Origin of the sequence: Methyloversatilis thermotolerans (assembly GCF_000372885.1) — a bacterium.
Classification (GTDB): domain Bacteria; phylum Pseudomonadota; class Gammaproteobacteria; order Burkholderiales; family Rhodocyclaceae; genus Methyloversatilis; species Methyloversatilis thermotolerans.
The window spans coordinates 282,342-304,592 of the sequence record NZ_KB889967.1 but is presented as its reverse complement, the minus strand read 5'-3'; the positions used below and the strand labels follow the sequence as shown (position 1 = coordinate 304,592).

The following is a 22,251-nucleotide window of genomic DNA, read 5'->3' as shown; positions in this document are numbered from 1 at the left end:
GACGGTTGGCACCGCGTTCTTTTCCTGGAGAGGAGTTCCGCACGATGAGCAAGACCGAACAGATGTCCGAGCTGCAGAAGAAAAACATCGAAGCCGCGATGCGGCTGGCACAGATGTCGATGGATAACTCGCAGCGCATCATGCAGCTGCAGGTCGAAACGGCGCGGGCGCTGTTCGAGGAAAGCGTGGCCAATGCGCGCGCGGTATCCGAATCGCGCGAACCGTCGGCGCAGGTCGAACTGCGCGCGCGGCTGGCGCGCTCGACCACCGAAAAGATGCTCGCCTGCGCGCGGCAGATCGCCGACATCACCGCGGAAACCCAGGCCGAGTTCGGCCGTCTGGTCGGCGAACAGCTCAACAGCGGCGGCACCGACCTGATGGACAGTCTGCGCAAGTTGCTTGCCGGCATGCCGATCAGCAGCCAGAAATCCATGGGTTCGATGCAGGATGCCATGGACAAGGCCCGTCTCGCCTTCGAGCAGATCAGTTCTGCCACCCGCACCGCCTTCCAGCAGTTCGGTACGGTGGCAGCCGCCGCCACGCGCGCCGCCACGCCCTCTGCCGAGGCACCGGCTGCCGATGCGGTCAAGCCCCCCGCACCGAAAAAGGCCCCCGCCCGCAAGCCGGCGGCCAAGGCGTCGCCATCCAAGAAGCCGGCCGCGAAGACCGCGCCGGCCGCACCCGCTGCCAAGCCTGCTGCGGCGCGCAGCCGCAAGACCTGATCAGGGCCGCTGTTCCGCGCGCGCCGCTTTGCCCGCCGGCCCTGCGGCCGGCGAGCCGGCCGCATCCTCGTCATGCATGGGCAACAGGTTTTCCTCGACCACGGTGTGCGCGTCGACCGGCTTGGAGAACAGATAGCCCTGCACCAGATCGCAGTGGTGCCCGGCCAGCATGTTGAGCTGTTCCACGTCCTCGACGCCCTCGGCCACCACGCGCATGCCGAGCCCGTGCGCCAGCGCGATGGTGGCGCGCACGATGGCGGCGTCGTCGCTGTCGCTCACCAGATCGCGCACGAAAGAGCGATCCACCTTCAGTTCGTCTATCGGGAAGCGCTTCAGATAGGACAGTGACGAATAGCCGGTGCCGAAATCGTCCACCGACAGGCTGACGCCCAACGCGCGGATGTCGGCCAGCAGCGTGGCCACATGATCGACGTCGCCCATCGCCGTCGTTTCGGTCAGTTCCAGACGCAGCAGGGACGGTGCGATGCGCGAGCTGTGCAGCGCATGTTCGACCCGGCGCACCAGCGAACGGCCCAGGCACTGCCGCGCCGACACATTGACCGCGATCGGCACCACGCGGTAGCCCTGGCGCGACCATTCGGCGATCTGGAAAGTGACCTCGTGCAGCACCCAGTCGCCGATCGCCTCGATCAGTCCGGACTCCTCGGCCACCGTCATGAAATCGCACGGCGGCAAGAGCACGCCATCGGGCCGGCGGAAGCGCAGCAGGGCCTCGAAAGCGGCCAGTCGCCCGGTCGCCAGTTCGTACTGCGGCTGGTAATGCACCTCGAAACGACCTTGCTCCAGACCGAGCCGGAGATCCGCTTCCAGTTCGATCCAGTCGCGCGTGCCGGCGCTCATGTCCTGGGCGTAGAAATGGATGGCGGCTCCGGACTGCGATTTGCTGCGGTACATCGCGGTGTCGGCCATCGCGAACAGCACGTCAGCGTCGTCGCTGTCTTCGTGCGCGATGGCGATGCCTATGCTGCAGGTGAAGCGGAAATCGACCTCGTCCAGCGTGATCGGCTCACCCACAGCCTGCATCACCTTGGACGCCACGCGGGTGACCGCATCGCGATCGACCAGACCCTGCAGGATGATCATGAATTCGTCACCGCCCCAGCGCGCCACCGTGTCGCCCGCGCGACACACGGCGCGCAGACGTGACGCCAGCGTGGTGAGTACCTGATCGCCCTGCTGATGGCCCAGGCTGTCGTTGATGCGCTTGAAACGATCGAGGTCGACGAAAAGTACCGCCACCAGGCCGCTGCGGCGCTGGACCAGCGCCTGGCGCAACCGGTCACGCAGCAACAGGCGGTTGGGCAGACCGGTCAGCGCGTCGTGGGTCGCCTGATAGGCCAGCTTCTCGGCGGCGGCCACGGTGTCGGTGACATCGCTCAGCACCAGCACCACGCCATCCACACGACCGATGGCATCGAACAAGGGGGTGGCGACCGGCCGCAAGGCGCGTGCCGGGCTGTCGGGACCGGCCGGTTTCATAAGGTGGCTGCCGGGTTGCTGCAGCCGCGCCTCGTCGCGGCAGCGGCGCAGCAACTCATCCAGCGCACGGCCCAGCGGTCCGGTCAGCGCCGGCAGAGCGTCCAGGCCGCATCCCTGCACCTGACGCAGCGTGCATCCGCACAGTGTCTCGGCACGGGCATTCATGTAACAGACCGACAGTCGCTGGTCGAACTGCAGCACGGCGTCCGAGATGGCACCCAGCGTGATCCGGGCACGTGCGTTCGCCCTGGCCAGACGCCGGGCAAGATCGGCGCTGCCTATCAGGGCCCAGGCGAGGGCCGCCGGAAACGATGCCGCGACTGCCAGCGTCGGGCTGAGCCATATTCGTGCCAGTGCCAGCAGTGCAGCGCTCAGCAGCAGCGGTGTCGCAACTGCAAGCGCCACTGCCACCGCGTCCACCGGCCGCAAACGGGGCGCTCGCCACCACAGCGCCGCGAGCACGCCCAGCAGCAGCGGCCACATCCACAGCGGCGACAACGGCGCGGTCGTGGTGGCTGCCTGCAGCGCCGAATAGGCCCGCGCATGAAAGTCGACCGCCGGCATCGGTGCGGACAGGCCGGACAGCGGGGTGGCCAGCTCGCCACCGGCACCGGTCAGCGTGACACCCACCAGCACGTTGCGCCCGCGCAGCACGTGGGCCGGCACCGATCCGCGCAGCACATCGAGCGCCGAAATGCGCGGCACCGGCCACGGCTGGCCGGGCAGCACGATCACCTCGTTATCGCGCACCCACAGGCCGGATTGCCCGGCCGCGGGCGTGTGCGGCGGCCGGCGCGCGCCATAGGCGGAAGCCGGCCCGGTCAGCCGCGACAGGTCAGCCAGCGCCAGAGACAGTGCCGGCCAGGTGCTGCTGCCGACGCCCGCCTGCAGGTAGAGCCGGCGCGACAGGGCATCGGCATCGACCTCGACGTCGACATGACCCAAGCGGACCGCTGCCGCCATCAGCGCGGGCCAGGGCTTGAGCGCCATCACCCCGCCCCCCTCGCGCGCCACCGGTGCGACCGGCAGCACCACATTGCCCGCCCGCAGCACGGCTTCGACCAGTGCCGCGTCGCCGGCCGGTTCGGCGGACGGTTCGGCGAACATCACCGCATAGGCGATCCCCGACACGCCCGCACGCGACAGGCGCTCCACCAGCTCGGCGTGGCGTTGGCGTGGCCAAGGCCACGCTCCGAGCGCGCGCACACTCGCGTCGTCGATCGCCACGATGAGTGGCCAGCGCTCGTCCAGTTCCGCCTGCACCGGCGGCGCCGTCGCCACCACCTCGGTCATCACGTCATGCAGCAACAGATCGAGCCGGGACAGGGACGCCGGCTTGAACCAGGCTAGCAGCCCCGCGAGCAGCAACGCGCCCAGCCACGGCAAGCGGTAACGGTCGGGCTGCCAGAGGCGCGGATGCGCGTGCCCCGCGTGCGCACCCGATCCGGATCCCGCCCGCGAGGCCATGTCAGATCAGCAGCAGCAAGGGCAGCAACCACCACAGGCGGAAGGTCGGCGGCGGCTCCGGCACCGTAATGGCCTGTGTGGGCGCCCAGTCGCCGGCGAAACCGTCGCTGGCGAAGCTGCGCACGCGCAGATGGATCGTGCCGGGTGCGGCATCGCGCAGCAGATAGGCCGGCTCATCGGTGTAGGCATCGATTTCGGGTTGCGCGAAATCCGCGCTGCGCGCGATCTGTATCTGGTAGCGCATGCCCTCGCCCGCGCTGCGCCAGCGCAGCGACAGCCCTTCCGCGCCGGCTTCCGGGGCTTCCAGCGCCGGTCCGGGTTGTGGTCGCCGGAAGGTCTGCGCATCGCTGAACGGGCCGACGCCCTCGTCCGGATTGCCGCTCGCCACCCGCCAGTACCAGGTGCCGGGCGCCAGCGCCTCGTCCGGCCGGAAGGCCGGGTCTGTCAGTGCAGGCCGATCCACCCGCGGCGAATCGAATGCCGGGTTGTCGGCGATCTGCAGGCGCCAGCGCTCGTCCGGCCGCGCCCGCGACCAGCGGAACTGAGGCCGCTCGTCGCTCACCCGCGCATCCGGCGCCGGCTCCGCCATGACCGGCGGCTCCGGCCGCGCATCGACGGTGAGCGCCCATTCGCCGTCCCGACCTTCGAAGCCCGCCGCGTCCACGCCACGCGCGCGCACGCGATAGTCGCCATCCGGCAGATCCTTTGCCACCACCGCCGGACGCGTGCTGCGCAGGTCCGACAGCACGGTGTCGAATCCGGCGTCCTGCGCAATCTGGATGCGGTAGCTTGCAGCCTCGGCCAGTGGCGCGAACGGCAGATTGAGCGGCACACGGTCCGCCTTCAGTGCCGCCGCCCGCGGCGGCGCCAGAAGCTCGACCGGTGGCGCGGCCGGCCGCCCCGGTCCGGCGGCCGACGCGCGCCCGGCAGCGACCAACTGGCGGCCCGCATCGTTGCCGAAATCCACCCGACCCTCCAGCACCTCGTTGCGGGTGATGGCATCGTCGGCATGCACGCGGAAATGCGTGCCGCGCACCGCGGCGACCGCGGCCGGCGTTTCGATCTCGAAACGTCCCATCGGGCCGCCGCGCGGCGCCACAAGGCTTTCCAGGGAGCCGCGCAGCAGATGCAGCCGCACCCAGGACCCCGCGCCGGCGGCAAGATCGCCCGACTGCAGCACGCTCATTTCACTGCCGCCGCGCAACTGCACACGGCTGCCATCGGCAAATGCCAGCGCCACGCTGCCGCCCTCGCCGGTGACGAGCCGCACGCCGGCGTCCAGCTTCTCGCCTGCCACCGCCGCTCGGCGGCCGCCCGCCGCCTCGATCAGCACATCGCCGCGCAGCGAATCGATGCGCACCTCGCGCGTCTGCAGCCGCAGCCACTGTTCGGGAATCTTCAGCACCGACCCCGGCTTGAGCCGGCGCGGCTCGCGTATCTGGTTGTAGCGCTGGATGCGCGGCCAGTAGGACAGGTCCTTCAGATAGCGCTGGGTGAGGTTCCACGGGTTGTCGCCCGGCTTCACCTCATAGGAAAAGTCGGCCGCCTTGAGCTCGCTGGAGGCGAACAGAAGGGCGAACACCAGACAGCCCAGTGCGCGGGCCGGACCACGGGGGGAGTGCGAGGGCAAGGCAATCTCCGGTCGGACGTTTCAAGCATTGTAGGGCCGTACGATATGCGAATCACGTCGATTGCCGCACGAGGTGCGGAAGACCCGGGCGCGGCGGCCCGCCGGCGCCGCGTCGCGACCTGGGGGTCGCTCCACAAGAGCGCGCCCTGACCGCGACCAGAGCCGGGGTGTCGTAGGAGCGAGCGCAGCTCGCGATTCCACCCCCGAACGAAGCCCGCGGCCTGCACACGCCGCATCGCGGCCAGAGGCCGCTCCCACAAAAGCTCGCCCAAGCAACGAGCGGAGCGGGAGTTGCCCATGACCGCGCCCGACCACGAATGGAGTCGGAGTTGTCCATGAGCACGCCCTGACCGCGACCAGAGCCGGGGTGTCGCAGGAGCGAGCGCAGCTCGCGATCCCATCCCCGAATGAAGCCGGCGGCCTGCATAAGCCGCATCGCGGCCAGAGGCCGCTCCCACAAAAGCTCGCCCAAGCAACGAGCGGAGCGGGAGTTGCCCATGACCGCGCCCGACCACGAATGGAGTCGGAGTTGTCCATGAGCACGCCCTGACCGCGACCAGAGCCGGGGTGTCGTAGGAGCGAGCGCAGCTCGCGATCCCATCCCCGAATGAAGCCCGCGGCCTGCATAAGCCGCATCGCGGCCAGAGGCCGCTCCCACAAAAGCTCGCCCAAGCAACGAGCGGAGCGGGAGTTGTCCATGATCGCGCCCGACCACGAATGGGGTCGGAGTTGTCCATGAGCACGCCCTGACCGCAACCAGAGCCGGGGGGTCGTAGGAGCGAGCGCAGCTCGCGACCCCACCCCCGAACGAAGCCCGCGGCCTGCATGGGCCGGGTCGCGACCTGGGGGTCGCTTCTGCGGAAGCGCGCCCCGATCACCGTGGATCAGGGCCGGGGAGAAGCATCCCCCCATCCCCCGCCCACCGCCTTGTTCAGCAGCGCGCTGGCGGAATACTGGCGGCCGCGCAACTGCATCAGCGTGCGCTCGTTGTCGAGCGCGCTGGTCTGGGCGGTGACGACTTCGGTGTAGCTGGCGGTGCCGGCGCGGTAACGGTTCAGCGCCAGCGCTTCGGCTTCGCGCGCGGCGGCCAGCGCTTCGCTGCGCAACCTGACTTCGTCGTCGAGCAGGCGCAGCGCGATCAGGTTGTCCTCGACCTCCTGCAATGCGCCGAGCACGGTCTGGCGATACTGTGCCACGGTCACTTCGTGCGCGGCGCGGGCGGATTCGATCTGCGCATCGCGACGGCCGCCGTCATACACCGCCTGGGCGGCCGACAGGCCGAAGGACCACACCAGATTGGACGCATTGAACCACTGCGCGAAATTGTTGCCGGCATAGCCGGTGGAGGCGGACAGCGTGAGCGACGGGAACCAGGCGGCCTGGGCGACGCCGATGCGCGCGTTGGCGGCCGCGACGCGGCGCTCGGCGGCAGCCACGTCGGGGCGGCGTTCGAGCAGCGCCGACGGCAGGCCGACCGGGGTGTCCGGCGGGGCCAGCGCCCAGTCCGCTTCGGCGATGGAGAACGACGACGCGGCTTCGCCCACCAGCACCGCGATCGCATTGGCAAGCTGGCCGCGCGTGATGTCGAGGTCCACCGCCTGCGCCTCGGCAGCGCGCAACTGCGCGAGCGCGCTCGCTTCGTCGCCGCGCGCGGCGACACCCGCCACCACGCGGTTGCGCGCGATGTCGAGCGCCTTGCGATAGGCGGCCACGGTGCGCGCATACAGTGCGCGCTGCGCATCGGTGGCGCGCAACTGGAAGTAGTTCTGCACAAGCTCGGCCTGCATGGACAGGCGTACCGACCCCAGATCGGCCGCGCTGGCATCCACGTCGGCGACGGCCGCCTCGACATTGCGGCCGATGCGTCCCCACAGATCGGCTTCCCAGCTCGCGTCCAGACCGAGCTGGGTGGTGTTGGACTGATTGGCCGAGCGCCCCTGGATGGCCGCGCTGCGGCTGCGCTGGGCGGATGCCGACAGGCTGATTTCCGGCCGGAAGCCGGCGCGTGCCTCGGCCGCAGTGGCGCGCGCCTGGCGATAGTTGCCGAGCGCGACCGCGATATCGGTGTTGGCGGCATCCAGCCGCGCGATCAGCGCATCGAGGGCCGGGTCTTCATAGGCGCGCCACCAGTCGCCGCGCGGCAAGTGATCCGCCGGTTCGGCCGGCTTCCAGCCTTCGCTGCCGCGATAGTGCTGCGGCATGTCGACCTCCGGCCGCTGATGATCCGGACCGACCGAAGTGCAGGCGGTCAGCAGCAGGGACAGGAACAGGGGCAGCGACTTTTTCATGGCGTGACCGGGCGCGCGCGGCGCGCGAAAAAACGGGCGCAGGCGCGGCTGAAACGTTCGAGATAGAGATAGATGACCGGGGTGGTGTAGAGCGTGAGCAACTGGCTCAGCGCCAGCCCGCCCACCACCGCAATGCCGAGCGGACGGCGCAGCTCCGAACCTTCGCCGAACCCGATGGCAAGCGGCAACGCGCCCACCATGGCGGCCAGCGTGGTCATCAGGATGGGACGCAGGCGCAACAGGCAGGCCTCGCGTATGGCGGCGCGCGGTTCGATGCCGCGCGTGCGCTCGGCATCGAGCGCGAAGTCGATCATCATGATGGCGTTCTTCTTGACGATGCCGATCAGCAGCAGCAGGCCGATCACCGCGATCAGCCCGAATTCGATGTGGAAGGCCATGAGTGCCAGCAGCGCGCCGATGCCGGCGGATGGCAGCGTGCTCAGTATGGTGATCGGGTGGATCAGGCTTTCGTACAGGATGCCCAGCACCAGATAGACGGCGACGATGGCAGCCAGTATCAGCAGCGGCTGGCTCCTGAGCGAATCCTGGAAGGCGCGCGCCGAACCCTGGAAGCCGGCATTGACCGAGGCCGGCACGCGCAGTTCGGCCATGCTCGCGCGCACCGCGTCCATGGCCTGCGACAGGGTCACGCCATCCGCGGTGCCGAAGGAAATGGTGGTGGATACGCGTCCACCGACATGGGCGATGGACAGCGGCATCACGCCCTGCTCCACGCGCGCGAAGCTGGCCAGCGGCGCCAGCGCGCCGTCGCTGCCGGCCACCCGCACATGATCCAGCGCCGACAGGTCCTGCGCGAACGGCGGCGCCACCTCCAGCACCACCTTGTACTGGTTCAGCGCCTCGTACAGCGTGCTCACCTGGCGCTGGCCGAAACTGTCGTTCAGTTCGCCATTGACCAGGCCGGGTGTCATGCCCAGACGCGCCAGCGTGTCGCGGTCGTATACCAGCCGCGTCTGCGAAGCGCGGTCCTCCTGATCGGTGCCCACATCCACCAGTTGCGGCAGATCGCGCAGCGCATCGCGCACCTTGGGCGCCCATTCGCGCAGATCGGACAGGCTGTCGGCAGTCAGCGTGAACTGGTATTGCGACGACGAACGCATGCCGCCGATGCGCAGGTCCTGGGCCGATACCAGGAAAAGCTGCACGCCCTCGATGCGCCCGAGCTTGCCGCGCAGCCGGCCGATCACCTTGTCGGCCGACACCTTGCGCTCGGCCAGCGGCTTCAGGCTCACGAAAAAACTGGCATTGTTGGCGCCACCGCCGCGCCCGCCGCCGGTGAAGGCCGCCACATTGTCGACCGCCGGATCGGCGCGTATCACGTCCACCGCCTGCGCCATCTTCTTGGTCATGGCCTGGAAGGATGTACTCTGGTCGGCGCGCAGGCTGCCGAACAGGCGGCCGGTATCCTGGTTCGGGAAGAAGCCCTTGGGCGCGATCACGAACAGCCACACGGTGAGCGCGATGGTGCCCAGGAAGATGAGCATGACGATGCGGGTATGGCGCAAGGCCCAGTCCAGGCTGGACGCGTAGGCGATCTGCAGATCGTCGAACACGCGCGCCAGCGCGCGCTGCCAGCGCGCCTCGTCCGCGACATGCCCGGCGCGCAGCAGGCGCGCCGCCATCATGGGCGCCACGGTGAGCGACACCACCATGGATACCAGCACCGCGATCGACAGCGTGAGCGCGAATTCGCGGAACAGACGGCCGACGATGCCCCCCATCAGCAGGATGGGAATGAATACCGCGACCAGCGACACGCTGATCGCCATCACGGTGAAGCCCACTTCGCGTACGCCGGCGATGGCCGCCTCGAATGGCTTGAGACCGCGCTCGAGGTGGCGCGCGATGTTCTCGATCACCACCACCGCATCGTCGACCACGAAGCCGGTGGCGATGGTGAGCGCCATCAGCGACAGATTGTTCAGGCCGAAGCCGAACAGATACATGAGCGCGAAACTGCCGGCCAGCGACACCGGCACGACCACCGCCGGGATGAGCGTGGCGCGCACGTTGCGCAGGAACAGGAACACCACCAGGATGACCAGTGCCACCGATACGACCAGCGCCAGCTCGATCTCGTGCAGCGCGCTGCGTATGGTGACCGAACTGTCCATCGCGACATCCATGCGCGCGGCGGCCGGCAGGTTGGCGGACAGCTCCGGCAGCAGGGCGCGCACCCGTTCGGTGGTTTCGATCACATTGCTGCCCGGGCGCTTGGTCATGACCAGCAGCACCGTGGGGCGGCCGTTGGACAGACCGAGATTGCGCACGTCCTGCACCGACTCCACCACGGTTGCGACGTCGCCCAGACGCAGGGCGGCCCCGGACACATGACGCAGGATGAGCGGCACATAGTCCTCTGCGCGGCGCGCCTGATCATTCGCCTCGATCTGCCAGTAGCGATCGCCCAGTTCGACGAAGCCCTTGGGCCGGTTCACATTCGATTCCGTGATCCGGGTACGCACATCGCCCAGCGTAAGCCCGTTGCGGTACAGCGCATCCGGATTCACCTGCACGCGGATGGCGGGCAGCGCGCCGCCGCCCACGGTCACCTCTCCCACGCCCTGGATCTGCGAAATCTTCTGCGCCAGCACGGTGGACGCCACGTCGTACAGCCGGGCGATGGGCACGGTGTCCGACGTGATGGCGAGGATCATGATAGGCGCGTCGGCCGGATTCACCTTGCGATAGGTCGGGTTGGACGGCAGGCTGGTGGGCAGGCTGGCGCGCGCGGCGTTGATGGCCGCCTGCACGTCGCGCGCCGCCCCCTCGACATCGCGGTCCAGTTCGAACTGCAGCGTGACGCGGGTCGTGCCCTGCGAACTGGACGAGGTCATTTCGGTCACGCCGGCGATGCGCCCCAGCGTGCGCTCCAGCGGCGTCGCCACCGTGGAGGCCATCACCTCGGGGCTGGCGCCGGGCAGCGTCGCGCTCACCGAAATGGTCGGAAAATCGACCTGCGGCAGCGCGGAAATGGGCAGGAAGCTGAACGCCAGCGCACCGGCCAGCGCGATCGCCGCGGTGATCAGCGTGGTGGCGACCGGTCGGTGGATGGCCCCTGACCACACGCTCATGCTTCGCCCCCCTGCCGTGCGGCAGCCGGGCGCAGGCGGAACAGGCGACCGAAGGCGAGGTACACCACCGGCGTCGTGTACAGCGTGAGCACCTGGCTTACCAGCAGGCCGCCCACCATGGACAGGCCGAGCGGAAAGCGCAGCTCCGAGCCCATGCCGCCGCCGAACACCAGCGGCAGCGCGCCGAGCAGCGCGGCGGCGGTGGTCATCAGGATGGGGCGCAGGCGCAGCAGGCAGGCCTGGCGTATCGCCTCGACCGGGCTGCGGCCCTCATGGCGTTCGGCCTCGAGCGCGAAGTCGATCATCATGATGGCGTTCTTTTTCACGATGCCGATGAGCAGGATGATGCCGATCACCGCAATCATGTCCAGCGCGTGGCCGACCAGCAGCAGCGCGAGCAGCGCACCGATGGCTGCAGAGGGCAGCGTGGACAGGATGGTGAGCGGATGGACATAGCTTTCGTACAGCACGCCGAGCACGATGTACATGGTGACCACCGCGGCCAGGATGAGCCACAGCGTATTGCTCAGCGAGGCGCGGAAGGCCTCGGCCGCGCCTTCCCACTTCATGGTCATGGTGGCCGGCATGCCGAGTTGCCCGGGCAGCGCCTCGATCGCCGACACCGCCTCGCCCAGCGCCACCCCCTGCGGCAGATCGAAGGACACGGTCGCCGCGGGGAACTGCCCCTGCCGCCCGAGGGCCAGCCGCGTCGGCCGCTGTTCCACGCGCACCAGGCTGGCCAGAGGCACCTGGGTGCCGTCGGATGACAGCACGTGCAACTGGCCTATCGCCTCCGGACCGCGCTGGAACTGCGGCTGCACGTCCAGCACCACGCGGTACTGGCTGGATTGCGTGAACACGGTGGCGATGAGGCGCTGGCCGAAGGCGTTGTACAGGGCGGCGTCGATGTCGGCCACGGTCACCCCCAGTCGTGCCGCCGCGGCGCGGTCGATGTCCACCCAGGCCTGCAACCCATCGGTGGCCAGATCGTTGCTCACTTCGCTGGCGCGGCCGGTGTGTTCGATGGCCGCGGTCAGTCGCGGTATCCATTCCAGCAGGTCGGCCTCGCGCGTGGCCTGCACGACGAAGGCGTAGGGCGCGCGATTGACGCGGTCATCTATGGTCAGATCCTGCACCGGTTGCAGATGCAGCCGCACGCCCGGCACCTGCTGCGCCGCCCTTTCCAGCCGCGCCGCGATCTGCGGCGCGCGCTCGCCGCGCGCCGACAGCGGAGCGAGCTTGATCTGCATGCGGCCGGTGTTCAGCGTCGCGTTCTGGCCATCGACGCCGATGAAGGAACTGATGCTCTCGACATCCGGATCGCGCAGCAGCACGTCGGCCAGCGCCTGCTGGCGCTCGCTCATCGCGGCGAAGGACAAGGTGGGCTCGGCTTCCGACAGGCCCTGTATCAGCCCGGTGTCCTGCTGCGGAAAGAAGCCCTTGGGCACCAGCAGGTAGAGCATGGCGGTGAGCGCGAAGGTGACCACGGTGGCGACCAGGGTGAGACCGCGGTGCGCCAGCACCCAGTCCAGCGTGCGCGCATAGCCGGCGAGCAAGGCGCCGAACCAGCCTTCGTGCGCCGCGCCCTGGGCGACGCCCCGCTCCGCCGCGCCGCCTTCCGGCCGGAGCAGCCGCGCCGCCATCATGGGCGTGAGCGTGAGCGACACCACCGCCGACAGCAGGATGGCGATGGTGAGCGTGAGCGCGAATTCGCGGAACAGCCGCCCCACCACGTCCTGCATGAACAGCAGGGGAATGAGCACCGCCACCAGCGACACGGTGAGCGAAATGATGGTGAAGCCGATTTCCCGCGCACCATCGAGCGCGGCCTGCAGCGGCTTCTTGCCCATCTCGAGGTGGCGCGCGATGTTCTCGGTCATCACGATGGCATCGTCGACGACGAAGCCGGCGGCGATCACCATGGCCATCAGCGTCAGGTTGTTCACCGAGAAGCCGGCCAGGTACATGAAGGCGAAGCTGCCGATCAGCGACAGCGGCACCGCCACCGCCGGAATGACGGTGGCGCGGCCATTGCGCAGGAACAGGAAAATCACCGCCACCACCAGCAGCACGGCGAGCGCCAGTTCGATCTGCACGTCGCGCACCGAGGTGCGTATCGATTCGGTGCGGTCGGTCAGCACCTGCACGTCCACCGCATCCGGCAGAGAGGTTTCCAGTTCCGGCAGCAGCGCACGGATGCGCGCCACCACGTCGATCACGTTGGCACCGGGCTGGCGCTGGATGTTCAGGATGAGGGCCGGCGTGCGGTTGGCCCAGGCGGCAAGCAGGCGGTTCTCCGGGCCGTCGACCACCTCGGCCACGTCCTGCAGCCGGATCGGCGCGCCGTTCTTCCAGGCGATGATGCTGCGCCGGTACTCGTCGGCCGAGCGCAACTGGTCGTTCGCATCCAGCGTGGTGGCCAGGGTCGGACCGTCGAAACTGCCCTTGGCCTGGTTGGAACTGGTGCTCACCACCGCCGCGCGCAACTGTTCCAGACTCAGACCATAGGCCGCCACCGCCGACGGATTCACGCGCACACGCACCGCGCGGCGCTGCCCGCCGGAAATGCTCACCAGGCCGACCCCCGACTGCTGGGATATCTTCTGCGCGAGGCGGCTGCTCACCGCCTCTTCCAGCAGATGCAGCGGCACCGCCTGCGAACTGATGGCCAGCGTCATGACCGGTGCGTCGGCCGGATTCACCTTGCTGTAGACCGGCGGCGCCGGCAGTTCGTCCGGCAGCAGCGTGGTCGCCGCATTGATCGCCGCCTGCACCTCCTGCTGCGCGGTATCGAGCGATATGTCCAGACCGAAGCGCAGCGTCACCACCGAGGCGCCGGCAGCGCTGATGGAATTCATCTGCACCAGTCCGGGCATCTGCCCGAACTGGCGCTCGAGCGGCGCAGTGATGAGCGAAGTGGTCAGTTCCGGGCTGGCGCCCGGGTAATAGGTCACCACCTGCATGGTCGGATAGTCGACCTGCGGCAGCGCCGACACCGGCAGCAGGCGGTAGGCGATGAAGCCGGCCACCAGCAGCGCCACCATGAGCAGCGATGTGGCGACCGGTCGCAGTATGAACAGCCGGGATGGATTCATCGTTCGGCTCAGGGCGGCGGCAGTCCATCGCGACGGCGTTCGCCCGGCTCGCGCGGCGCGCCCGCCGCATCGCCGGGACGTCCGCCCTGCGCGCGCTCCCCCGGCGGCCCGGTCCGCGCCGCGTCGCGACCGCCCGCAGCGCCCTGACGGCCGGCCGGCGGCGCGTCATCGATGCGCACCGTATCCCCGTCGCGCAGGCGGTCCACGCCATCGGTCACCACGCGCTCGCCCGGCTGCACGCCATCGACGATCTGCTGCAGTTCGCCTTCCAGAACGCCGGTGCCCACAGTGCGCATGCGCGCCACCTTGTCCGCACCCACCACATAGACGAAGGCACCGCTGGCGCCGCGCTGCACCGCCGACACCGGCACCACGGTGGCGCCGGCTATCGTGTCCAGCTTCAGCTTCACATTCACGAACTGGTTGGGGAACAGCACGTTGTCGCGGTTCTCGAACAGCGCACGCGCCTTCACCGTGCCGGTGCTGGTATCGATCTGGTTGTCGAGTATGCGCAGCGTGCCGGTGGCGAGCACCGTGCGGTTGTCGCGATCGCGCGCCTCGACCGGCAGACCGCCGCGCGCGATGGCCGCGCGCACCTGCGGCAGTTGCGGCTCGGGCAGCGCGAATACAACCGATATCGGCGCTTCCTGGGTGATCGACAGCAGGCCCTCGGTGTCGGAGCTGCGCACGATGTTGCCCGGCGTGACCTGACGCAGGCCGACGCGGCCGGATATGGGCGCGGTGATGCGCGCGTATTTCAGCGACAGCCTTGCATTGGCGATGGTAGCGTCATCGGCGGCGACGGCCGCCTCGTATTGCCGCACCAGCGAACGCTGGTTGGTCACCTGCTGGGCGGCGATGGAATCCTGCTCCAGCAGCGTTTCGTAGCGCGCCAGATCCTCGCGCGCGTTGGCCAGCAGCGCCTGGTTGCGCGCGCGGTTGGCTTCACCCTGCGCCAGTTCGACCTCGAAGGCGCGCGGGTCGATCTGCGCCAGCAGATCGCCCTTCTTCACACGCTGGCCCTCGGTGAAATGCAGCGACAGCAGTTCACCCTCGACCCGGCTGCGCACGGTCACGCTCTCAAGAGCGGTGACCGTACCCAGCGCGACCAGGGTGACCGGCAGATCGCGCTTTTCGGCGAGCGCGCTGCCGACACGCGGATCGCCGCCGAAGCGGCGGCCGCCGCCGGGCGGGCCACCGGGACCACCGGGCGACGGACGCATGCCGGCCTGACCGCCGCCTGGACGCATGCCGGGCGGCCCCCCCGGTCCCATGCCCGGTGGCCCCCACTCACCCTCTTCCGGCTGGGTCTTCACATAGGCGTAGTAACCGCCTGCCACCAGGCCGGCCAGCAGCAACAGCATCAATATCCAGGGCCAGCGCGGCTTGCGGCGGGCGCTGGCGGCTTTCGTTTCGGGCGTGGTCATGGAGGAGCGCTCGTCATTCTTCATTCTGTGGCCGTCGGTCATCGGTCGATCGGATCCGGCGCGGTGCGCAAGTATGGTCCAGGCCTGTTAATCGCGCGGCAATGCAAGGCGCCGGCTTGTGAATGCGATGTAAACAGACGCAGGGCATGCCGGCACGCGATGTTACGCGGGCGTTGAGTGGCGCACGGGTCGGCCGGTTCCTACAGACGCCAGCGAGCGGGAAGGATAATGTTGACCGGCTGCCTTCGGCGCACGGCTGTGCGACCGGAACCTCCGGATGGCTTGCCGTCCTTTTCTGCATCGCGGTCCTGCGACCGCGGACAGATCTCTCGGGACCCTGTGCCCGATCAATCGCGGCGGACATCGCTGTCTGCCCTCCGTTAATCCGCCGGCCATACGTGAAGCTTCTCGCGCAGCGCCGGCAGCACGGAGATGGATTCGTGTTCATTCAGCTCATGCCCCTGGCCGCGCTGCTCGGCGGCACGGCACTGCTGCTGCTGGGAAGCGGCCTGCTCACCACACTGCTCGCGGTGCGCGGCGGCATCGAAGGCTTCAGCGAGCCCTTCATGGGTCTCATGGGTTCGCTGTTCTTCGCCGGCTTCCTGATCGGCACCCATTTCGCGCCGCGGCTGATCCGTCGCGTCGGCCATGTGCGCGCCTTCGCCTTCTTCACGTCGGCGGTGGCGTGCAGCGTGCTGCTGCACGATCTGGCGGTGAGCCCGTGGATCTGGGCACCGGTGCGGCTGGCGACCGGCATCGCCATGGTCGGCCTGTACGCCATCGTCGAGAGCTGGCTCAACAGCCAGGCCGCGGCGCAGTCGCGCGCCCGGGTGTTCGCCGTGTACATGGCAGTGAACCTTGGTTCACTCGCACTGGCGCAGCAACTGCTGCATGCGGGCGACGCGGCGGGCCACATCCTGTTCGTGCTGGCGGCGCTGCTCATCTGTGCCGCCGTGATGCCGGTGGCGGCCACGCGCCTGAGCCAGCCGGTGCTGGATAGCGTCGCCCCGCCGGCATTGCGCACGCTGTATCGCAAGGCGCCCATCGCCTTCGATGCCGCTTTCGCATCCGGCCTCGCCATGGGCGCCTTCTGGGGCCTGGGCGCGGTATGGGCCGACCGCAGCGGCCTCGGTACCGCCGGCGTGGCCGCCTTCATGAGCGCCACCATAGTCGGCGGCGCACTGTTCCAGTGGCCGCTCGGACGCTGGTCGGACCGTCACGACCGCGGGCGGGTAATTACCGTGGTGGCTTTCCTGGCAGCGGCCAGCGCGCTGCTGCCCATGTTCGCCGCCCCGTACGGCGTGGATGCCGCTGCGGCCGCCGGTTTCCTCTATGGCGGCTTCGCCTTCGCACTGTATCCGCTGGCGATGGCACGCATGGTGGACCGTCTAGAGCCGCACGAGGTGCTGGCCGGCGGCAGCGGCCTGTTGCGCGTGCACGGCATCGGCGCTGCCATCGGCCCGCTGGTGGCCGGCGTGGCGATGAACATCCTCGGCCCGATGGCATTGCCGCTGTGGTGCGCGCTCACCCAGGGCCTGCTCGCCGTGCTTACGTCCTCGCTGCTGCGCGGCCTGCCCGGCGTCATCGCATTGCAGACCCGCTTCATGCCCATGGTGCGCACCCACACCACCGCATTCGAACTGGCCGGACGCGCGCCGGCCGACCCCGACACCCCGACCAAGGAGACGACCTGATCCTTTCCGCCCTGCCACCTTCAATCTTGCAAAGGAGATCCCGCATGCTCATCGCCACCGACCTCGACGGCACCTTCCTGGCCGGCGACACCGAAGCGCGTCAGAAGCTGTACCAGCACATCGCCACCGACCCCGACATCACGCTGGTGTTCGTGACCGGCCGCGGCCTGGAAGCCGTGCTGCCTATACTGTCCGACCCGGCCATCCCGGTGCCGCATTACGTCATTTCCGACGTCGGCGCCACCGTGGTCGACGGGCGCACGCGTCAGGCGGTGCAGCCGCTGCAGGCTGACATCGACGCGCAATGGCCGGGCGAACAGGTGGTGGCCGAGGCACTGCAGGGCTTTCCCGGCCTGCGCCGGCAGGAGGTGCCGCAGCAGCGGCGCTGTTCGTATTTTTGCGAAGCGTCCGCGCTCACCGAAGAACTTCATCGCATCGCCGATTCGCTCGGCTGCGACGTCCTGTATTCCGCCGACCGCTATCTCGACTTCCTGCCGCGCGGCATCAACAAGGGCAGTACCCTGAAGCAGCTGGTACATCACCTGGGCATGGATCCGCAGAAGGTGCTGGTGGCGGGCGACACCCTGAATGACCTGTCGATGTTCGAACAGGGCTTCAAGGGCGTGTGCGTCGGCGAATCCGAACCGGCCCTGCTGGCTGCCACCACCGACCGCACCCGTGTGCTGCATTCGCATCGCGTCGGCTGCGCCGGCATTCTTGAGGCACTCGCCTTCTTCCGCTTCCTGGACCATGCCACCCTGGCCCCGGCACCGGATGTCACGCCCTGCGGCCGCTCCGAGCTGGCCATCGTCTATCACCGACTGCCCTACGAGGAGGTGATCGAGAACGGCCGCGTCATGCGCCGCGGCCACACCTCGCCCAACGGCATCATCCCCACCCTGCTCAGCTTCTTCGCCGATGGTCGCGCCGGCTCGTGGATCGCCTGGTCCAGCACGAATGCCGGCGAAGCCGGCTTCGAAACGCATACCGATGTCGATCGCGTGCGCTACCCCGGCCTGCGCTGCGCGCGCGTCGAACTGAGCAAGGACGATGTCGACGTGTTCTACAAGCGCTTTTCCAAGGAAGCCTTCTGGCCCACGCTGCACACCTTCTGGGAACGCGCCCAGTTCCGCGAGGACGACTGGCAGGTGTTCCTGAAGGTGAACCGGCTGTTCGCCGAACGCACCGCGGCCGAAACCGCGCATGGCGCCACCGTGTGGCTGCACGACTACAACCTGTGGATGGTGCCGGCCGCGCTGCGCGAACTGCGGCCCGACCTGAAGATCGCCTTCTTCCACCATACCTATTTTCCGTCGGCCGACGTGTTCAACGTGATGCCGTGGCGGCGCGACATCGTGGGCAGCCTGCTGCAGTGCGACTACATCGGCTTCCACATCCCGCGCCAGGCGGAGAACTTCGTCGACGTGGCACGCGGCGTGGCACCGGTCACCGTGCTGGAAACGCGCAACTGCGCGCCGCGCTTCCTGACCTATGGCTGCGCCGTCGGGCTGGACGAAATGACCACCGCGATCGAGGTGCACGGCCGCCGCATCGGCATCGGCGCCCACCCGGTGGGCCTGGACGTGCGGCGCGTCGGCCGCCTGCTCGGCGAACCGACCGCCACCCGCACCATGGACCGGCTGCGCCGCGAACTGTCCGGCCAGCGTCTCATCCTGTCGGTGGAAAGGCTGGACTACACCAAGGGCACGCTGGAAAAACTGATCGCCTTCGAACAGATGCTGGACCAGAACCCCGAACTGCAGCAGAAGGTGACGCTGATTGCGGTGTGCGTGCCGGCGGCGCGCGAAATGACCGTATACGACGCGCTCAAGGTGCAGATCGAACAGGCGGTGGGCCGCATCAACGGCCGCTTCTCGCGCGTGGGCTGGACGCCGGTGCACTTCTTCTTCCGGCCGATACCGTTCGAGGAACTGGTGGCCTACTACGCCATCGCCGACGTCATGTGGATCACCCCGCTGCGCGACGGCCTCAATCTGGTGGCCAAGGAATACGCCGCCACCCAGGGCCTGATGCAGGGCGGCGGCGTGCTGGTGCTGTCGGAATTCGCCGGCGCCGCCGCCGAACTGCACGGCGCCGTGCTCACCAATCCGCACGACCCGAACGACCTGCGCGACAAATGCCTGTACGCACTGAACATGCATCGCGCGGAAGCCGAAAGCCGGCTGCGCGAACTGTTCGGCATCGTGCAGCACAACGACATCGTGCGCTGGGGCGAGGAATTCCTCGCCGCGGTCGCTGCGCCGGTGGAGGTGGCCTGAGCGCTGCGCGCCGACGCGCGTTCAGGCCTTGATGTAATGCACGAACAAGGTATAGGCCTTGCGCGCCGGATCGACGCCGAGGCCGGCGCCGCGGCGGACGGTGAAGTCCTGGCCGGTGCGGGCTTTCAGGTAGGCGGCGACCTGTTCGGCCATGGCCCGGGATGAGCTGGCGTAGTAGAACACGGTGGAGCGATCCGAGAACCAGCCCGGACGCTCGCCGGCGGCGTAGGAATAGGTAAGGGAATCGAGCGCGAAACCTTCGCCGCGCAGGCCGTCATTCAGTGCGATGCGCTCGGCGTCGTCCACGCCCAGGGTCTGCAAGCCGACGGTATAGGCCGAGCGGCCCGGCTCGCTGCGCTGCGCCGGACTCAGCGTGGACAGTGCCCGCTCCACCAGCGGGGTATTGGCCTGTATCGCGTCGGCCACCTTGTTCTGCGTGCTTTCGGTGCTGACCTTCAGTTGTGCGTTCTCGCGTTCGAACACGGACAGCCTGCGTTCCAGTTCCGGGCTGCGGCCCGCGCCGCCGGCATCGCTGAGCGCCTTGAGCAGTTCATCGTTGCGCGCCTGCAGTTGGGCGATGGTGGCCTGGGCCTCCTCGAGTGCCGAATTCGATTCGATCAGTTTGGATTTCCATTTGAAGCCGACCAGGCTGCCCTCCTCGAAACCGGCATTCACGAGGATGGAATTGAAAGTGGCCGGAAACAGGATGAGCAGCGCCGCCAGCAGGAACAGCGCGCCGTCGCGCAACACCGCGACCAGGTCCCTGGCCACGGCGATCGCCGATGCGAGCGCGCCTTTCAGTGATGCATCGCCCTCCGCCATGATGGACCTCCCGATGTTCATGGCATCCAGACTAATCCATGAGAGGTCTGCATGCCAGCGTGCGCCGGCTGTCGCGACCTGCGGGCCGCGCGATGCCGGATCACGCCGGTCATGGCTCCTGATGGACGCGCGCGCCGCATGCCGGACGCCGCCAGCGGCTCGCGGCTGCGGCGCGCCGACCTCGGCCGCGACATGCGCTCAGAAGGTCGCGCTGACGCCGAGCAGAAGATGGCGGCCCGGCATCGGGCAGACCTGGCCGTTTTACTGCCTGCTTGGCAGACCATCGTGTCCGGTGCCGGTGAAGTTCGCGGCCGCATTGCCGTTAACCGCATTCGCGGGCAGTGAGCGGCCACAGTGCTCCTGTCACCCCTGTACCTGACTTCCGGATCGCGCTCGGGAAACCATCCCTTCGAGTTTCAGACGGGCCGAGGGGCCGGTAGCAGGTGAGGCGCCCGCGACATGATGTACAGGCTTTATGGGTATCAACGACGCTGTCCCGGAGACTCCGCTTGAATAGGACGTTCATACAACGCGCGATCTGCTTTTCGGTCATCAGCTGTTTCGCACACGCACAAACCGCACCGGATGCGGGTTCGCTGCGCCAGCAGCTTGATCAGGACCGGTTGAACCGGCTGCCTGGCCAGGCCGCGCCCGAATTGCGTGGTGATCCGCCGGTGACGCCCTCCACGGCAACAAGCACCGTTTCGGTCAACACCTTCCGCTTCGAGGGCAATACGCTGCTCGGCGACGCGCAATTGCAGGCCGTCGTCGCCGGCTATCTGAACCGCCCACTGAGCTTCGAACAACTGCAGGCGGTTGCCGCGGCGGTTGCCGACGCCTATCGCGACGCGGGCTGGGTGGTCCGCACCTATCTGCCGCGGCAGGATGTGACCGACGGCACGGTCATCATCCGCATCGACGAAGCCAGGTTTGGCAAGGTGCAGGTGGAAGGCGCAGAGCCCACACGGTTGAAGCTCGATTACGCCTTGTCGTCTCTCGAGTCACGCCAGAAAAAAGGGGAACCGCTCAATGCAGAGGCGCTGGAGCGCGCCATCCTGCTGGTCGACGATCTTCCGGGAGTGGCCGCCAGCGGCGCGCTGCGCGCCGGCGCTGGCGAGGGCGAGACCGATCTTGTCCTCAAGCTGACCGATGAACCGCTGGTGATCGGCGACGTCGGCATTGACAATGCCGGCATGCGCTCGACAGGCCGCGAGCGCATTGCCGCCAGCGTGGGAATAGCCAGCCCCTTCGGCATCGGGGATCTGGTCAGTATCCACGCCATTCACAGTCAGGGACTCGACTATGCACGCGTGGGCTACAGCGTACCGATCGGCCATGACGGCCTGCGCCTGGGTGTGAATGGTTCGACGCTGCACTATTCCCTGGTTTCGCCCGAATTCTCCGCACTGAACGCCCGCGGCAAGTCCAGCACCCTGGGCCTGGATGCGACGTATCCACTGATCCGCTCGCGTCGGCAGAACCTGTATCTGGTCATGAACTACGACCAGAAGACCTTCGAAAACACTTCGGACGGCGCCATATCCAGCCGTTACGGCGCCAGGTCCGGCACCGTCGGTCTGAGCGGCAATCTGTTCGATGGCCTGGGTGGCGGTGGCGCCAACAGCGCCACCCTGTTGTTTACCCACGGCGATCTCGATCTCGATGGCTCGCCCAATCGTGCGGCCGATGCCACCACCACACGCACCGCCGGTCGCTATGAAAAGCTGCGCTATACGCTGGCGCGCCAGCAGTCTCTGACCCCGACCCTGTCCTTTCTGGCCATGCTGTCGGGACAGGAGGCCAGCAAGAACCTCGATTCATCCGAGAAGTTCTACCTGGGTGGCCTGAATGGCGTGCGCGCCTATCCGCTCAATGAAGGCGGTGGCGCGGAAGGCAAGGTGGTCAATCTGGAGCTGCGCTGGAAGCTGAACGAGGCCTTCCTGCTCAGCGGCTTCTACGATTGGGGCCATGTCACGGTGAATCGCAACAACAGGTTCACCGGCGCGGCCGCCGTGAACAGCTTCAGTCTGCGCGGCGCGGGTCTCGCGCTGGGCTGGCAGTCGAGCCAGGGCTTGAACCTCCGGCTCACCTGGGCACGCCGCATCGGCGACAACCCCAATGCCACCAGCACGGGCCTCGATCAGGACGGCACGCTGCACAAGGATCGCTTCTGGCTGACCGCCAGCATGCCCTTCTGATTGCGTCCGCATTGCAAGTCGCTTCTCTGGATAC

12 protein-coding genes are annotated in these 22,251 nt (G+C 68.2%); 5 read left to right on the top strand and 7 right to left on the bottom strand.

Annotation, left to right across the window (positions count from 1 at the left end; translation table 11 throughout):
• Positions 1-44: 44 nt before the first annotated feature.
• A complete protein-coding gene (locus tag A3Q7_RS0101265; RefSeq protein ID WP_018410035.1) occupies positions 45-722 on the top strand; it encodes a phasin family protein in 678 nt (225 codons plus the stop codon).
• Here the strand turns inward: A3Q7_RS0101265 and A3Q7_RS19125 are convergent, their stop codons facing one another.
• From A3Q7_RS19125 to A3Q7_RS0101235, 6 genes are all read right to left on the bottom strand, one after another.
• Complete coding sequence (locus A3Q7_RS19125; RefSeq protein WP_157278050.1) at positions 723-3,689, bottom strand: EAL domain-containing protein; 2,967 nt, start codon at positions 3,687-3,689, stop codon at positions 723-725.
• A 1-nt stretch (position 3,690) separates the two neighbouring features.
• Positions 3,691-5,319: a FecR domain-containing protein gene (locus A3Q7_RS0101255; RefSeq protein WP_232417763.1), complete on the bottom strand. Its 1,629-nt coding sequence runs from the start codon at positions 5,317-5,319 to the stop codon at positions 3,691-3,693.
• 884 nt (positions 5,320-6,203) lie between these two features.
• Entirely contained in the window at positions 6,204-7,607 is a 1,404-nt protein-coding gene (locus A3Q7_RS0101250; protein WP_018410032.1) for an efflux transporter outer membrane subunit, read from the bottom strand.
• The gene (locus tag A3Q7_RS0101245; protein ID WP_018410031.1) at positions 7,604-10,702 is read right to left on the bottom strand and encodes a multidrug efflux RND transporter permease subunit; all 3,099 of its coding nucleotides are present in this window, start codon (positions 10,700-10,702) and stop codon (positions 7,604-7,606) included. The genes A3Q7_RS0101250 and A3Q7_RS0101245 overlap by 4 nt, the downstream gene beginning before the upstream one ends.
• On the bottom strand, positions 10,699-13,797 hold the full coding sequence (locus A3Q7_RS0101240; protein ID WP_018410030.1) for a multidrug efflux RND transporter permease subunit: 3,099 nt from the start codon (positions 13,795-13,797) through the stop codon (positions 10,699-10,701). Before A3Q7_RS0101240 ends, A3Q7_RS0101245 begins: the two co-directional genes overlap by 4 nt.
• A gap of 8 nt (positions 13,798-13,805) precedes the next feature.
• Complete coding sequence (locus A3Q7_RS0101235) at positions 13,806-15,224, bottom strand: MdtA/MuxA family multidrug efflux RND transporter periplasmic adaptor subunit (protein ID WP_077231384.1); 1,419 nt, start codon at positions 15,222-15,224, stop codon at positions 13,806-13,808.
• Between the two features lie 440 nt (positions 15,225-15,664).
• On the opposite strand from A3Q7_RS0101235, the gene A3Q7_RS0101230 reads away from it, so the two are divergent.
• Together A3Q7_RS0101230 and ggpS are read left to right on the top strand one after the other, a co-directional pair.
• Positions 15,665-16,918 carry an MFS transporter gene (locus tag A3Q7_RS0101230; protein WP_026224359.1) on the top strand — a complete coding sequence of 418 codons (1,254 nt, stop codon included), beginning with the start codon at positions 15,665-15,667 and terminating at the stop codon, positions 16,916-16,918.
• 44 nt (positions 16,919-16,962) lie between these two features.
• Positions 16,963-19,197 carry a glucosylglycerol-phosphate synthase gene (gene ggpS, locus A3Q7_RS0101225; protein WP_018410027.1) on the top strand — a complete coding sequence of 745 codons (2,235 nt, stop codon included), beginning with the start codon at positions 16,963-16,965 and terminating at the stop codon, positions 19,195-19,197.
• A gap of 21 nt (positions 19,198-19,218) precedes the next feature.
• Here the strand turns inward: ggpS and A3Q7_RS20180 are convergent, their stop codons facing one another.
• Complete coding sequence (locus A3Q7_RS20180) at positions 19,219-20,019, bottom strand: hypothetical protein (protein WP_026224358.1); 801 nt, start codon at positions 20,017-20,019, stop codon at positions 19,219-19,221.
• A 111-nt stretch (positions 20,020-20,130) separates the two neighbouring features.
• Here A3Q7_RS20180 and A3Q7_RS0101215 point away from each other — a divergent pair, with 111 nt between their 5' ends.
• Complete coding sequence (locus tag A3Q7_RS0101215; protein WP_157278048.1) at positions 20,131-20,364, top strand: hypothetical protein; 234 nt, start codon at positions 20,131-20,133, stop codon at positions 20,362-20,364.
• A gap of 164 nt (positions 20,365-20,528) precedes the next feature.
• Positions 20,529-22,217 carry a ShlB/FhaC/HecB family hemolysin secretion/activation protein gene (locus A3Q7_RS0101210; protein ID WP_018410024.1) on the top strand — a complete coding sequence of 563 codons (1,689 nt, stop codon included), beginning with the start codon at positions 20,529-20,531 and terminating at the stop codon, positions 22,215-22,217.
• The last annotated feature ends 34 nt before the right edge of the window (positions 22,218-22,251 follow it).

Bases quoted from the DNA above. Each gene is read 5' to 3' on its own strand.
- A3Q7_RS0101215 (WP_157278048.1), top strand. From the start codon at position 20,131: ATGGCTCCTGATGGACGCGCGCGCCGCATGCCGGACGCCGCCAGCGGC.
- A3Q7_RS20180 (WP_026224358.1), bottom strand. From the start codon at position 20,019: ATGGCGGAGGGCGATGCATCACTGAAAGGCGCGCTCGCATCGGCGATC.
- A3Q7_RS0101265 (WP_018410035.1), top strand. From the start codon at position 45: ATGAGCAAGACCGAACAGATGTCCGAGCTGCAGAAGAAAAACATCGAA.
- A3Q7_RS0101250 (WP_018410032.1), bottom strand. From the start codon at position 7,607: ATGAAAAAGTCGCTGCCCCTGTTCCTGTCCCTGCTGCTGACCGCCTGC.
- A3Q7_RS0101240 (WP_018410030.1), bottom strand. From the start codon at position 13,797: ATGAATCCATCCCGGCTGTTCATACTGCGACCGGTCGCCACATCGCTG.
- A3Q7_RS0101245 (WP_018410031.1), bottom strand. From the start codon at position 10,702: ATGAGCGTGTGGTCAGGGGCCATCCACCGACCGGTCGCCACCACGCTG.
- A3Q7_RS19125 (WP_157278050.1), bottom strand. From the start codon at position 3,689: ATGGCCTCGCGGGCGGGATCCGGATCGGGTGCGCACGCGGGGCACGCG.
- ggpS (WP_018410027.1), top strand. From the start codon at position 16,963: ATGCTCATCGCCACCGACCTCGACGGCACCTTCCTGGCCGGCGACACC.
- A3Q7_RS0101235 (WP_077231384.1), bottom strand. From the start codon at position 15,224: ATGACCACGCCCGAAACGAAAGCCGCCAGCGCCCGCCGCAAGCCGCGC.